Raw genomic sequence first — 13848 nt, forward strand, 5'->3', positions numbered from 1 at the left:
TCCTGCCTGCGTTGTCGGAGCGCGTGTCCGAAGAAACAACCCGGCTACCTTGAACTGGAACTGCGGTAGCGGCTTGCCTGCAATCCGCGCGCACAGAGCACGGTACAGGTAGCTGGCTTGCTGGTGCGCTGCTTGCGCGCGAGGGGGAACGGTGGCTTGTTTGTCCGGCCATGGGCAACTTGCGCAGTCGCCGAATGAAAGGGACCGGTCCCGCTTCACCAACGGCCCTTCGTGCTCGGAAAAAGTTGGGGCTAGTCGCACGGCATAGGAACTACGAAACTTTCCCCAGACGGCGATCAATATGATCGCGCATGATCTTGATTTGCGCACGCGACAGCGCAATAACTCCTCTGGCCGCCTCGAGCCGGTTCAATTCGAGACCCCGCGATAGCGGGAACCACCGACAGATCTGGCCAGGTCCGCCCGGGTCACCTCGATGCAGAAGATAGAGGTGCTACCTTGCGGTGACCGCCTTGCCAATTGCACAAAGCGAGCCCATACCTTGTCCGTCAGTGACCAACTAGTGAAGCTTCACTCGTGGACGCGTCTTGTTTCGCAGCCAGTGTGTGATGGTGTCCATGCCCATCCCGATCCACCCATGCAGCGCGAGAACGAGCATGCGATATAGGGAGCTGTACATGAAGCGGGCCATCACGCCTCCCAACAACCGGCTCTTCATCATGAACTACGGTGACCATTATCGGCACGGCGGCCCGGCGAGTCAGCCGTCAATCAAGTGGTCAGCAAGCGGCTTCTTGGCGACCTCGGCACGCGCACAACCTACTGTAAATCCGGACCGCGATGCTCATTAACCAGCTCCGGTCTTACGTTGAGCGATGGTATTCGTCGATCTCCCGAGAAGAAGGTCTTGCCGCTTAGTCAGCCCCCGTTTTGGCGCGCTCTCCGAGCAGGAGAATTTGATGTCCATTCGGAGGGCTCGAAGATCAAGGATAAGCGCGACCCGTATTCCGACGGCGCGCAAGCTAACCCTTACAGCGGTGTCGTCCTGCAGGCAGGAGGGCGGGGCCAGGACCGCCCGATCAATGGTCAGGCCGGAGGCAATGGCATTTGTGCCGCCAAGGTCAGCACGCGGACGGGCACTGGCTCGTCACGGCCCCGCAGGCGCGCAGCGACGTGGGGCAGGTTCGACGCCGAAACGCCGGCGTGGTGGAATACCTGATCCGAAACGATTGCCTCGCACGCCATCTCCTTAGTCAACTGTTCAAGTCTCGAGGCCACATTCAGCGGATCGCCAATTGCGGTGAAGGTGACGTGTTCGCTGAACCCGATCTGTCCCATGACAGCACGGCCGCAATGCAATCCAATGCCAAACCGGACCCCTGTCTGCAGTTGCGGCTGGAGCACAGCGTTGAGTTCGTCAATCCTGGCGGCCACCAGCGGTACGGCGCGTAGCGCCTGCCGACAGGCGGTTGACGGGTCGCTGCTCAAACCAAAGATGGCGAGCACCGCGTCTCCCGGAAACTGGTTCGGCTGGCCGCCAGCCTGGACTACCGCGGAGCAGACCGCTCCCACAAAGCGACTGACCACGAAAATGCTGTCAAACGGCAGTTGTGCCGCGGCGAGCCTTGTCGAATCCCGCATGTCCACGAACATAAACGCAGCAAATCGCTCCTGTGGCATGACATCCTGCTGGCGACGCTGCAGGAAGGCCGCCGATGCTGCCGGTGGCACGAGTGGCCATACCGAGAGATCGTGGGTCGGCCGCAACTGGCAGGCAAGGCGCAAGATCTGCGGATCTGCGCCCAGCCGCTCCAGCACACGCCGCTCCGCCCCGGCAGGCGCGGGCAGCGGCACGTCGCTGAGCACACGCACCCGGCACAGCGTGCACCGGGCACGACCACCACAGGTGCTGGCATGGGGAATCCCGGCCAGGCGGCTGGCCTCGAGCACCGAGAATCCGCGCGGCGCGAGTACCTTGCGCCCGTTGGGGTACAGGATGGCGAAGCGCCCACCCCTGCGCTCACGGACCGTGCGCGCCAGTCGCGCGGCCAGTAGCAGCAGTAGCGCACCGCCATCGAAGAGCAGGAAATCATTGCGTAGCCCGGCGAGCCACAGATTTTGAAGTCGTGTGCCGGTGGTCGCCGGCCGGATCGCGGCGGCGCGCCAGGCCGGGTCCTGCGCAAGGGTGACCACCTCCCGTCCGCCCTGCAGGAAGCCCAGCAATGCGAGCACCGGGAGCAGGACGGCGGCGCTCGTCAGCGCACTCCGCCATGCGCCGAACCATGGCTTCAGTCGCAGCCAGAACCAGATGCCGTAGCACCCGTGCAGCCAGGCGACTACCAGCAGCGCGAGCTGCACCCGGGCAAAGAACGGGGAATCGATCCGGAACGCGTACAGGACCTGTGCATAACCCTTGTCCAGGCCGAACTCGGCAAAGGCGATGCGCGTATTTACGACATGGTTGGCCAGCAGCGGAGGTATGCACAAGCCGAGCAACAGTTGCGCGACTTCACCCGGGGTCCAGTACAACGCGCGCCGTTCGTACAGGGCCCACAGCCCCAGGAAGAAATGCGTGACCAGTGAGCCGTAAAGGAGAATCGTGCCGGCCCATCCCTGCCAGATGAATTTCTGTACCAGCAGATCGTGCTCCAGCCATGCGAGCGAAATATTCCCGAGAGCGTGGTTGAGCAGGTGCGTGCCTACGTAGCTGAACAGCACCAGGCCGGTTGCCAGGCGAACGGATCGCACGCTCGTTGGCAATAACCGCCGAAAAGAGAGGTAACCAGACATGCACGGCCCTCCACGTATCCCGAATCGGATCTTGTGGGCGGTGTAACACGGCCCCACTTGCCCACACGCTCCAGGTAAAAGTCCGCCATCCAGGACCGCCCTCAAACAGGAGGCGGCCCTGCTCCTCACGGGATCTTGCCTACTTCACGGTGATGGTAGCTTTCATATGTGGGTGTATACCGCAAAATATATTGTAGACGCCGGGTTTCTCGAACCTGAACTGATACGTATCGCCTTGATCGAGTGCGCTGGAATGGAACAGGCCGGCTTCGCTGACGACCGTATGGGGTTCGTCGTCCTGATTCTTCCAGGTCACCGTCGAGCCGGCCCTGACGTTGAGGGACATCGGCGAAAACATGAAATTCTTGATCATGATTACGTTGGCGTCCTGCGCCGCCTGCGCAACCGCGAACACTGAGGCAAGTGCCGCCATGAGCATCGCCCGTCCAATGGAGGCGGCGAATGCTCTTTGAATGATGGTGGATAGCATGATATGGGTCCTTGGTGAGTACTGGGCCGAATTCAGGCAAGCGTTGCATCCGCGAGCGTCGCCTTCAGCGGATATTGCGAGAACCTGATGTTGGTTACGCCAAGCATTCTGGGGAGCTGGTCGTTCGGCACCTTTAGCGGCAAGGGGCCGGGACCATTTCCGGCCGTTGGTTGCGGATAGGCTGTTGAACGTGCCGTATGGAAAGTGATGGTTCCCTCCACCTTGGAAACGATCTGATGGATATGTCCGTTCAGGACCGTGACGGAGCCAAAACGCTTCAGGTAATTCAACGCCTGTGCAGCGTCGCTGGTGCCCCAACCCCAGGGTTCATAGATCGTCCACATCGGCATATGGGCAAAGATGACAATCGGAGTGCTGGCCGAGCGCCCCTTCAGGTCGCTTTCCAGCCATGCAAGCTGATCGTTGCCCAGGCTGCCGAGGCCATTCGCCTTGAAATGCATGACATTGACGAGCCCGATGAAATGCACGCCACTGTGGTCAAAGCTGTAGTAGCCCCGGTTGTCCGAGGCTCGGCCAAAGCGATTGAAGTATTCGGTACCGGGTCCGTCTGTCACATCATGCTCGCCGGGCACGGTGTGCAACTCCGCAATCTGCAATCCCGACAGCAATTGGTTCGCGAGATCGAACTCTGCGGGCCTCGAAAGGTGGGTAATGTCGCCGGTGTGGATCGTCAGGGCCGGCTTGACTGGCATGGCGTTGACGAGCTCAATCGTCTGCTTGAGCGTGCCTGACACATCCGGATTGGCGTCCTTGTTGAATCCAATATGCGTATCGCTGATCTGAAGGAACAGGGGAAAGCCAGTTTGCGGGGGTTTAGCATTCGCACTGGTGGCGAGGGACAACTCCATTGGCGTGAAGATGCCGCCAGCCAGAACGAACAAGGTGCCAGCACTGCCGAATGCGAGGCATTTTAATGCGTCGCGCCGCGACGGATCGGAAGGAAGATCTGATGACATGGTGTCCTCTTGACTCGGGTTCATGGGGTAGACCGTCGGATTAGCCGGCGGGCCTCCGTTGGGGGGCATTCGCTAAACCGTCGAGGCGCACGCTTTATTCCCCAATCGCCCGCACGTCCCCATTCATGGAATAACTTTCCTCGTGCGGCAGTTATGCAGGTGACGGTGCGACCTTCTGTCCAAGCCTTCCCATGGATCCGGTGATCGCCTGTCTGATCATGACAGTCGGAGTTCAACCATGATTCCAACACTCTCAAGCAGACGCGCCCTGGCGCTCCTTGTCCGGCAGGCGCGGCTGCTGCCGACGCTGGCGACCTCGTCCCTGGCGGTCGCCTGCGCCAGTCCCGCGTGGCAATCAGTGCCGCCGGGCGCCAGCGAGGCGCAGGTGCAGGCCACGCTGGGCGCGCCGCGCGAGGTCTATCGGCTTGCGGATGGTTCCCGCCGCTGGCTCTATCCCGCGCCGGGCGAAGCCAGATGGGCAGCCCAGATCGACCCGGATGGGCGCGTTGTCAGCGTCAGGCAGGTGCTGACCGCCGAAGAGTTCAGTATGGCCAGGGTCGGCGAGTGGACCATGGAGGACGTGCTGGTCCATTTCGGAAAACCCGCGGAAAGCGCCTATTTCCCGCTCATGCGGCGCAAGGTCTGGAGCTATCGCTTCGCAGCGGACGGCATGCAGTACTCGACCATGCACTTCTACTTCAGTCCCGAGGGCCTGCTGGTCCTCACGCAGGTCTTTCCGGATTTCTTGAACGATTCGTAGTCCGGAATAAATCGCCGCGGCCGACGGTAGGACAGGTGCAAGACAGAGGAGGGCACCGTGAACGTTACCGACGAGTCCAGCCGTTTCGCGGAGGTAACGCTGCCGCATCTCGACGCTGCCTACAACCTGGCACGTTGGCTGAGCGGCAGCGCAAACGACGCGGACGATATCGTGCAGGAAGCCTACTTGCGCGCGTTCCGCTTCTTCAACACCTTTCATGGTGGCAACGCGCGTGCGTGGCTGCTTGCCATCGTCAGGAACACGTGGTTCAGCGAATGGCGCAGGCGGTGTGACGCTGCCGACGGCACGCCCTTCGACGAAGTCTTCCACGGCGACGAGCGGTTGCCCGGATGGACGGACGATATCGGCAGCGATCCCGAAACACTGGCGGTACGCCGCGACGATGCGCGGTTGGTACACCGCGCGCTGGAGCAACTCCCAGTCGAGTACCGCGAGGTACTTGTGCTACGCGAACTGGAAGACTTGAGCTACCGGGATATCGCCAGTGTCGCAGGCATTCCGATCGGCACCGTAATGTCGCGGCTGGCGCGCGGCCGCCAGCTTCTCTGTACCGCAGTTCGGGCCGCGCAGATGCAAGGCCAGGGCGGCCGCATCCCGCTTGCGCCAATGCCCGTGGCGGGCCGTTCGATGGGAGCCAATCATGGACGATGACAAGGCGATGACTTCGTTGACCGATCTGCTGCGCGATGGCTCGCTTCACTACCGTGCGCCGCCGCACCTGCGCGCACGCGTGGAGGCCGGCCTGCCGCGCAAATCGCACCGTTTTTCGTGGCTGGCATGGCGCATGCACTCCTTGAATCCTGTGTGGGCGTTGGCAGGCGGCGGTCTAGCGGGGGTCGCCGCTTCCGCCGTGGTGTTTGCCATGATCTCGCTGGTGCCCCCGCGGCAAACCAGCAGGATGGGGCAGGAACTCGCGACGAGCCACGTTCGCGCGCTGCTGTCGCAACACTCGATGGACATCCTGTCGACCGATCAGCACACGGTAAAGCCCTGGTTCAACGGGCGGCTCGACTATGCGCCGCCGGTCATCCGGTTGCCGGCAGAGGACTTTCCGCTGGCTGGCGGTCGAGTTGACTACGTGGACCATCGCAGGGTCGCGGTCCTGATCTACCGCTACCAGCAGCACCCGATCGATCTCTATGTCTTTCCGGCGGCGAGCGGCGTTTCAACCCTGGTGGCCGATTCATCCGATGGCTACTCGATCGTCCATTGGCACCAGAAGGGCATGGACTTCTGGGCGATCAGCGACGCGGAACCGGTTCACGTGAATGCGTTCGCGCAGGCCATTCGGACTGAACTGGGCAACTGAACAGGGAATAAACAGGGTGCCCGTGCAGTTGGACAAGTGTATGACGAACCCGAAGGCATGGGGCACCAGCCTCCTGGAAGCGGGCCCGCCATGCAGATACAGTGCGAAGCCCTGACGGCAACGCAATGGAAGCCATCCCTGTTTCATTAGGAGACTGTCGTGAAAATCCTGTCCACTGTTGTTCTCGCCGCCTTGACGTCGTTCGCGGCCCTGACACATGCAAGCATCCTGCCTGTCGAGTCCACCGACGCCAAGACGCATATCAACGGGCCGCGCGATCCATACACCGATGGGGCCAAGGCAGACAAGTTTGACGTCTACTCGGATGGCGCGAGGAGCGCCACGGATCGGCGTGATCCTTTCACCGACGGCGGGCACAGCTAAACCGCTATCGCGGCACAGCAAGAGAGTGGCGGGCCGAGGCCCGCCTCACCAGTACGGCACAAGATCCGTGCGGCACTCATCCATGCTCGATGCCGAGCAGGCGCGCGTCCAGCCGCCGCGCTAGCGCCGCGCCGCCTTCGCGCATCACTGCATCGTGGTTCCACTGGAAAATCGGTCGCAACAACGGCGCCAATGCATTCATCCATGCGCGGTTCGTACGCACGCACCAGTCATAGCGGACCACGGTAAGGTTGCGTCCGTCGGTCGAAAAACTCCATCGACCGGCGCCTTCGACGTCGCCGCTGGCTTCCCCCTCCAGCGCGACCAACGGATCGACGCGCGTCACCCGCATATCGAACACGAGGCGATAGGGCAACCAGCCTTTCCAGGTATAGCGTTGTACGGCGCCCATGCCCTGATTGGAACCCGCCTCTAGCTGGTCCACGCGCTCGACGTTATTCCACCACTCGGGCCAGCGCGCCGAATCCTGGATTGCCGCCCACACTTCCTGCACTGGCGCGTCGATGCGCCAGATGGTGGAAAAGCGGTATTCGACTGTCCGCAAGCTGCCTCCATTCTTAGTATCCTTCCAGAGGTTTGGTCAGATGTTCATTGCCCTTGCCATCTAGAGCCGACGGCCGAGAGCTTCACCCAGTCAAGCCTGGCCGACAGGGCCAGCCGGCACATCAGAGAATTGCCCGCGAAGGCGATCATTGCGGCAGCGCGAGCAAGCCGGCGCGCGGCTCAGGCATGGGTCGCGACCAGGACGACTGCCCACGAGAGAAGCGCAACGCCAAGCGGCCTGCCCAGGTGCCGACCCCAGCGAACGTTCTTTTCAATCGCCATCGCCGCCGCCAACAAGAGCATCCAGCCGAGGCTGCCGGTGCCAAGCCCGAACATCAGCAGCATCAGCGCCCAGCAGCACCCGACGCAGAACAGGCCGTGCTGGGTGCCAAGCACGAAGGCGTGCCACCCGTGCGCCTGGCCGCGCCAGCGCGCCATGATGAAACTCAACGGCGTTCGGCACTTTTCCAGGCACTGATACTTGAGCCTGCTGAACTGGAACGCGCCGGCCAATGCGATGATTCCCACGCCGATCAGCCAGCCATGCCACGCCAGAGCGGGAACGCCGGCTAGCAGGGACAGCACCGCGCTGTGAAGCGCGTGGGCCAGCAACCCGAAGGCTCCCCACGCCGTCATGTAGCCGAGCAGAAGCAGTGTGACCAGGCGCCCGTGGTCGGGGCGCTGTGCCGTCAAGCGGTCGAAGGCGATGATCAGCGGCAATGTGGTCGGCAACATCATGGCCGCCGTCATGAGTATCCACGCGGCGGCGTAGAGTACCAGCGGCACGACGACGTCGCCGGCGGGAACGGCTCGGCACAGTAGCGCCGCTGGCCCCGAAGCGGTCCAGTCGCTGTGCTCGAGATAGCGCCCGTAGGGGCTGCGCGCCCACGCCCAGAGCGCTACCCACGCGCACGCAATCAGCGCAGCCAGTAGGGGAAAGAACACCTGATAGTGGCGCGGGGCGCCGCGCGACGCCAGGTCTGCCGTCCGGCTCATGCGTCGAAAACGAAGGTGCTCTGCAGCGCGTTATGGTCTTTGATGTCGAGGTCGATGCCGAGAGCGGCATTGCGCGACCGATAGGTCGGGGCCTTGCCGACAAACACGGGGGCTCCAGGCACTGTCGAGAAGATGGTGTCGGAGAGCGTGGTCTGGCCACCGGTTGCGCCCATGTAGGGGTCGAGTTCGGCGTAGTAGTCCTTGCCGATCTCGAGTTCGCCCTTGCCCTGAACCACGGTGAAGCGGATCGGCGCCCGCTCCACCGAGACCACCTGGCCGATCAGCTTGACGAGATCGGCGATCGGTCCACCAGCCTTTCCAGTGTAGACCTTCAGGAGTGCCTCTTCCTGCTCCCTGGAGGCCTTGTCGTCGATGTAGATCGCAGCAGTCCAATTGCCTTCCAGGATATTCCCGGGCACATGCGCGACGGCCGCGATGGTATTGCCGCTCACGTCGACGCCATCGATCGTCCCCTTGTCCATGTGCCACGCGACGATGGTGTCGCAGGTGCCGTTGTCGGGATCCTCGCCAATCCAGCACGGGCACAGAACCTTGCAGTTGCAAACCTCGAGAAGGCGACCCTCCAGGTGATAACTCATGACGACCTCCATTGAAGGCACACGATGCTTGTCGCCGCGGCAAGCGGCGACAAGAGGGAATCATTCTTCTGGAACCAATATAGGCCTTCTGTGCGGCAGGAATTAGTTGGGAACTGAGGAAGGAGAACATTCGGCATATGTCCTCCGTTGCGGCGGCGAAATTCCGTTCGCGTGGTGACGAAAGGCGGGCACAGCCTCCCGCTCGGCGAGCTCGGCTGCGCCTTCGGATCGAAGTTCCGGCTCATCGCAAACACGTAGCCGCACCGGTCGTCGGCAGAGGCGAGGGGTGTCGCCACGATGTGGCGATTGCTGCGTCGCAGCGAATCGAACGACCCTGAGCGTCGGACCGTTCAGGGAATAAGGGCTTCGTCTGGTGCCGGGGGTAGCCGGCCCCTGCTATCGGTGCTTCGCCGGCCAGCCCCTACCGCCAAAGGGTGCGCAGCGCCTCACGCACCGTACGGATTGCCGGCTCGTTCTCACGCTCTTCCGGATAGATCAGGGCGAGGTTCGAATCGGCGCTGTAGTTCCCCACGAAGACGAGTTCGCCGGCACCCTGGGCGGCCAACGCAAGGTCTTCGCGCAACAGCCCGAGGCCGACGCCGGCGGTGACCAACTCGCGGATCATCAGCTCGTGGTCGGCCAGCACCGACTCGACCGGCGCGATGCCGGCACGTGTGAGGATCTCGTTCAGTAGTTCCTCATGCGCGCTGTGCGGCGTCATGCGAATCCAAGGCAATCGCGTCAGCTCCGCCGTCGAGTCGGTGCGCGCCTCCCAAGCCGCCGGCGCAACGACGCGGAACTTCAGCGGCGTCAGCACGAGCATGCCGGTGCCCTTTGGCGCCGTGCGCGCGACCATGATCGCTGCGTCGATTTCCGATGCCTGCAGCGCCGTCCGCAACCAGGGTGTACGTCCGACCTGCAAGTCGATTCTCAGCGCCGGACATTGCCGGACCAGCAGCGCCAGCAGCGGCCCGATGCGAAGCATTGCTGGGTCGAGCATCACGACGCCGATGCGCAGGTTCCCTTCGATTTGCCCGTGGAGCGCCTTCGCTGCATGCAGGAAGTCGCCAAACGCTTCCAGCGCCTTCTCGGCGCGCACCAATAACTCGTGCCCGGATTGAGTCAGCACGACGGAGGATTTCGTCCGGTCGAACAGTTGCAGGCCCAATTCCTCTTCCATCTGACGCAGTTGCCCACTGACGGCAGGTTGCGTGACGTGCAGTGCCTCGGCCGCCCGGGTGACGTTGCCGAATCGCGCGACTGTGATGAAGGTGCGAAGTTGCCGGATGTCCATGAACTTGTTTGGCGCGCCAGCCCCCAAGTGAAGCGCGGCTTATGGAAGTCATCAGGAGATGTGATTTCCGCCCGGAGGGTGCGGCAATTATCCTGCATTCGACCCGGAACGACAATTCAGTGACGCGCGGCAGCCGGGCCTATCACAACAGACAGGAGACATGCATGACCAGCACCCCCAGCATCAACGACATCGCGGACACCCCGCGCGAGCGAAGCGATTCCCTCTGCGACCTCAGCGCCACGGACGCGGTCCGGCTGCTCAGGCGGCGCGAGCTGTCACCGCTGGATCTGGTTGACGCCGCCATCGCTCGCATCGAGGCGGTCGATCCTGTTATCAATGCCTTGCCTATCCGACGCTTCGAGTCGGCGCGCGCGGCCGCACGCGACTTCCCGAAGCCGGACGCAGCGACCTCCGAGGCGCCAGGGTGGCTTGCCGGCCTGCCAATCGCCGTCAAGGACTACAACGACCTGGCGGGCGCGCCCACCACCTACGGCTCGCCGATCTACGTCGACAACTTGGCCGCGCGCTCCGACCTCACGGTATCCAACCTCGAAGGCCGGGGCGCCATCCCCGTCGCCAAGTCCAATGTGCCCGAATTCGCCGGCGCCAATACCTTCAACACCGTCTTCGGCGCCACGCGCAATCCCTGGGACCCGAACCTCTCGGCGGGTGGCTCCTCCGGGGGCTCCGCCGCGGCCCTTGCCGCGGGCATGGTCTGGCTCGCCACAGGCAATGACCTCGGCGGTAGCCTCAGAATTCCGGCCAGCTTTTGCGGGATCGTGGGCATGCGGCCGAGCGTCGGCCGGGTGCCGCGTCCATCTTCCGTGATGCCGTACGATCCGCTCTGGGTCGAGGGCCCGATGGCACGCAGCGTGGCGGACGTCGCACTGATGCTCGACGCCCAGGCCCATTTCGACATGCGTGATCCGCTGTCGTGGCCAGCGCCGACGACTCCATTTGTACGGGCGATTGCCGAGCCCCGCGCGCCGGCGCGTGTGGCGTTTTCCACGAACCTGGGCGTCGGAAAGGTGGAGGCCGAGGTTGCCTCGCTGTGCCGGAACGCGGCAATGCGGTTCGCCGACTTCGGCGCGGACGTGGATGCCGCGCATCCGGACTTTACTGGAGCATTTGAGTCCTTCCAGTCCTTGCGTGCCAATCTCGTGGCCGCGGTGCGCGGGCCGCTGCTCGATGCATACCGCCCGCAGATCTGCGACGAGATCATCTGGAACATCGAGAAGGGCCTGAATCAGGCCGGTGCCGACGTCGCCCGCGCCGAACGTCTGCGCGGTGAGCTGTTCCAGCGCGTGGCCGCGTTTTTTCGAGATTACGACGTCCTCGCGTGCCCGACGGTCGCCGTGGCGCCGTTCCCGGTGGCGCAGCGATTCCCGACGGAGATCGATGGAGAGCCGCTGCAGTCGTACATCGATTGGATGTACTTGACCTTCGTGCTAACCCTGACCGGCTGTCCGGTGATTTCGATCCCGGTCGGCCTGACAGCAGACGGCCGACCGGTCGGGCTTCAGCTTATGGGCCGTCCTCGTGGCGACTTCGATCTGCTCGGTGCGGCCTACCTGCTGGAGCAGTCGCTCGGCATGGGCTTGCCGACTCGGCGCGCCGGGATGGCGGTGGGCCAGCATGCATAGACCGGAAGGAGATGCAGCCATGTCACGACAAGAGGAAATTGCCGCGGCCAACCCTGTGCCGCGGGATTCACAGGCGGGTGGCGGCATGATCGGCAGCGCCGCGCCCAATACGCCGGCACTCGAACGGCTGGCGCTACGTGTGACCCGCTGGTGCGAAAAGTGGTATCCGGACGCCTACGTGTTCGTCGCACTGACCGTGGTGGCGGTTGCGTTGGGTGCGATGGCTATCGGCGCCACGCCGGGCGCGGTGTCGGTCGCGTTCGGGAACGGCTTCTGGAGCCTGATCCCTTTCACGATGCAGATGGCGATGGTTGCCATTACTGGCTATGTCATCGCCAGCTCCCCGCCGGTAGCGCGGCTTGTCGAGCGAGCGGCGCAGGTGCCGCGAAACGGGCGCTCGGCCGTCGCCTATGTAGCGTTCATCAGCGTGGTTGCGTCGCTGCTCCACTGGGCTATCAGCCTGATCTTCGCCGGGTTGCTGGCAAGGGCACTGGCGCGACGCACCGATCTGCGCATGGACTATCGCGCGGCCGGAGCGGCGGCGTATCTCGGTATTGGCGCGACCTGGGCGATGGGGCTCAGCTCATCGGCGGCTCAATTGCAGGCGAACCCGGCAAGCATTCCGCCGAGCTTGCTACAGATTACCGGGGTGATTCCGTTCAGCAAGACCATCTTCCTGTGGCAAAGCCTGGTCGTGACTGCGGTACTGCTCGTGGTATCGACGCTAGTCGCGTACTGGACCGCGCCGGGGCCGTCGCGCGCAAAGACTGCCTCCGAGCTCGGTGTCGTCATAGAGCCAGCCAAATGTTCCGCGCTGGTCAGCAGGCGTCCAGGAGAGTGGCTGGAACACAGCCCGATACTGACGATCGCGCTCGTGGCACTGGGGACGGGATGGGTGTGGCATGAGTTGTCCGGCAAGCCGCTGCTGGTGGCGATCTCGGGTCTGAATACCTACAACCTGATCTTCTTGCTGGTCGGAATGCTGCTGCACTGGCGACCGCGCAGTTTCCTTGATGCCGTGGCGAGGGCGGTACCGGCTACTGCCGGGGTCCTCATCCAGTTCCCGCTTTACGGCGCAATCGCCAGCATGATGACCACGGCGCAGGGGCCGGACGGCGCATCGTTGTCGCACCATCTTTCGACGCTGTTTGTCGGCATTTCGTCAGCCGAGACCTATCCGTTGATGATGGGCATCTATTCGTCCGTGCTCGGCTTCTTCGTGCCGTCCGGTGGGGGAAAATGGATCATCGAGGCGCCGTACGTCATGCAGGCTGCCAATGACCTCCATGTCCACCTTGGCTGGGCCGTGCAGATCTACAACGCCGCGGAGGCGCTGCCCAACCTCATCAATCCATTCTGGATGCTGCCGCTGCTCGGCATCCTCGGCCTGAAGGCTCGCGACCTCGTGGGCTTCACGTTCGCGCAATTTCTTACTCACACGCCGCTGGTACCGCTCTTGCTGTGGGCCCTGGCCGGCACCCTGCAGTATTCGCCGCCTGTGCTGCCGTAGTGCAAAGGCCCGTGCGCAGCAGCACGAAGCGCACGGGGCCGGCCGGCAAGGCATCGCTTCCGCAATCACGGGGCCAATCCGTGAGTCAGGCTTGCTCAGGCTTGCGTCCGCAACCACTATTTGCGGACGCAATCATGATGGAAGCCGAGTTTGACCGATGATCGAAGCGTTGGGAGCGCGTTGATGTTCCGATTCGGCTCCGACGTACTTGCGGAGATGGGCAGTAGTGCGCTCATGAGCGTGCTTCCTTTCGGGTGCTGCCCGAGGGCTTGGTAGGCTGGTTCTTTCTCCAGGCCGCGTGTTCCTGGGACATGCAAACGGCGCATGGTCTGTAGCCGGCGGCGATGGCCGTGGCCTCGTCGGCAAAGAATACGCGGTGCTTCACATAGCCGCCACGGGCAATCGCCTGTAGCGCGGCGCGGCAATCCATGCGGCCGTATAACTTGCCGCCCCGATGGCCTCCGAAGATGCCGGGCATGGCGCTGGAGTACGGCTTGCCATCTGGCCCCATCAGCATGAATGTCTTGTCCGGTGTCGGCATGTGCGG

Annotated in this window: 14 protein-coding genes and 2 pseudogenes; 6 read left to right on the forward strand and 10 right to left on the reverse strand. The window is 63.2% G+C overall.

What is annotated here, in order from left to right; translation table 11 throughout:
- Window positions 1–39: 39 nt before the first annotated feature.
- The 5 genes and pseudogenes from AC3FKH_RS09705 to AC3FKH_RS09725 all read right to left on the reverse strand — a co-directional run.
- A pseudogene (locus tag AC3FKH_RS09705) lies at window positions 40–198 on the reverse strand (NAD(P)/FAD-dependent oxidoreductase); the annotation flags it as partial.
- Window positions 199–520: 322 nt separating this feature from the next.
- Window positions 521–658 (reverse strand): annotated as a pseudogene (locus AC3FKH_RS09710) (NAD(P)/FAD-dependent oxidoreductase); the annotation flags it as partial.
- Window positions 659–1047: 389 nt separating this feature from the next.
- A complete protein-coding gene (locus AC3FKH_RS09715) occupies window positions 1048–2751 on the reverse strand; it encodes an adenylate/guanylate cyclase domain-containing protein (RefSeq protein WP_488675029.1) in 1704 nt (567 codons plus the stop codon).
- A 139-nt stretch (window positions 2752–2890) separates the two neighbouring features.
- Window positions 2891–3241: a cupredoxin domain-containing protein gene (locus AC3FKH_RS09720; protein ID WP_488675031.1), complete on the reverse strand. Its 351-nt coding sequence runs from the start codon at window positions 3239–3241 to the stop codon at window positions 2891–2893.
- Window positions 3242–3273: 32 nt separating this feature from the next.
- Entirely contained in the window at window positions 3274–4218 is a 945-nt protein-coding gene (locus AC3FKH_RS09725; RefSeq protein WP_488675618.1) for a metallophosphoesterase family protein, read from the reverse strand.
- Window positions 4219–4456: 238 nt separating this feature from the next.
- Between AC3FKH_RS09725 and AC3FKH_RS09730 the strand changes: the two genes are divergently transcribed.
- From AC3FKH_RS09730 to AC3FKH_RS09745, 4 genes are all read left to right on the forward strand, one after another.
- Window positions 4457–4978, forward strand: coding sequence for a dethiobiotin synthetase (locus AC3FKH_RS09730; protein WP_488675033.1), 522 nt, complete (start codon window positions 4457–4459; stop codon window positions 4976–4978).
- A gap of 57 nt (window positions 4979–5035) precedes the next feature.
- A complete protein-coding gene (locus AC3FKH_RS09735; protein ID WP_488675035.1) occupies window positions 5036–5650 on the forward strand; it encodes an RNA polymerase sigma factor in 615 nt (204 codons plus the stop codon).
- Between the two features lie 7 nt (window positions 5651–5657).
- Window positions 5658–6308, forward strand: coding sequence for an anti-sigma factor family protein (locus AC3FKH_RS09740; protein WP_488675620.1), 651 nt, complete (start codon window positions 5658–5660; stop codon window positions 6306–6308).
- 159 nt (window positions 6309–6467) lie between these two features.
- Entirely contained in the window at window positions 6468–6692 is a 225-nt protein-coding gene (locus AC3FKH_RS09745) for a hypothetical protein (RefSeq protein ID WP_488675037.1), read from the forward strand.
- A gap of 76 nt (window positions 6693–6768) precedes the next feature.
- Here the strand turns inward: AC3FKH_RS09745 and AC3FKH_RS09750 are convergent, their stop codons facing one another.
- The 4 genes from AC3FKH_RS09750 to AC3FKH_RS09765 form a co-directional block, all read right to left on the reverse strand.
- On the reverse strand, window positions 6769–7257 hold the full coding sequence (locus AC3FKH_RS09750) for an SRPBCC family protein (RefSeq protein WP_488675039.1): 489 nt from the start codon (window positions 7255–7257) through the stop codon (window positions 6769–6771).
- 179 nt (window positions 7258–7436) lie between these two features.
- Window positions 7437–8252 carry a DUF2182 domain-containing protein gene (locus AC3FKH_RS09755; RefSeq protein ID WP_488675041.1) on the reverse strand — a complete coding sequence of 272 codons (816 nt, stop codon included), beginning with the start codon at window positions 8250–8252 and terminating at the stop codon, window positions 7437–7439.
- On the reverse strand, window positions 8249–8851 hold the full coding sequence (locus AC3FKH_RS09760; protein WP_488675042.1) for a DUF1326 domain-containing protein: 603 nt from the start codon (window positions 8849–8851) through the stop codon (window positions 8249–8251). The genes AC3FKH_RS09755 and AC3FKH_RS09760 overlap by 4 nt, the downstream gene beginning before the upstream one ends.
- Before the next feature lie 421 nt (window positions 8852–9272).
- Complete coding sequence (locus AC3FKH_RS09765) at window positions 9273–10145, reverse strand: LysR family transcriptional regulator (RefSeq protein WP_488675044.1); 873 nt, start codon at window positions 10143–10145, stop codon at window positions 9273–9275.
- Between the two features lie 164 nt (window positions 10146–10309).
- Between AC3FKH_RS09765 and AC3FKH_RS09770 the strand changes: the two genes are divergently transcribed.
- Both AC3FKH_RS09770 and AC3FKH_RS09775 read left to right on the forward strand, forming a co-directional pair.
- The gene (locus tag AC3FKH_RS09770; RefSeq protein ID WP_488675046.1) at window positions 10310–11791 is read left to right on the forward strand and encodes an amidase; all 1482 of its coding nucleotides are present in this window, start codon (window positions 10310–10312) and stop codon (window positions 11789–11791) included.
- A gap of 85 nt (window positions 11792–11876) precedes the next feature.
- Window positions 11877–13301 carry a short-chain fatty acid transporter gene (locus AC3FKH_RS09775; RefSeq protein ID WP_488675047.1) on the forward strand — a complete coding sequence of 475 codons (1425 nt, stop codon included), beginning with the start codon at window positions 11877–11879 and terminating at the stop codon, window positions 13299–13301.
- Window positions 13302–13533: 232 nt separating this feature from the next.
- Here the strand turns inward: AC3FKH_RS09775 and AC3FKH_RS09780 are convergent, their stop codons facing one another.
- Entirely contained in the window at window positions 13534–13842 is a 309-nt protein-coding gene (locus tag AC3FKH_RS09780) for an Ada metal-binding domain-containing protein (RefSeq protein ID WP_488675049.1), read from the reverse strand.
- Window positions 13843–13848 lie beyond the last annotated feature (6 nt).

Source organism: Cupriavidus sp. 21MJTG02-4 (assembly GCF_057798975.1).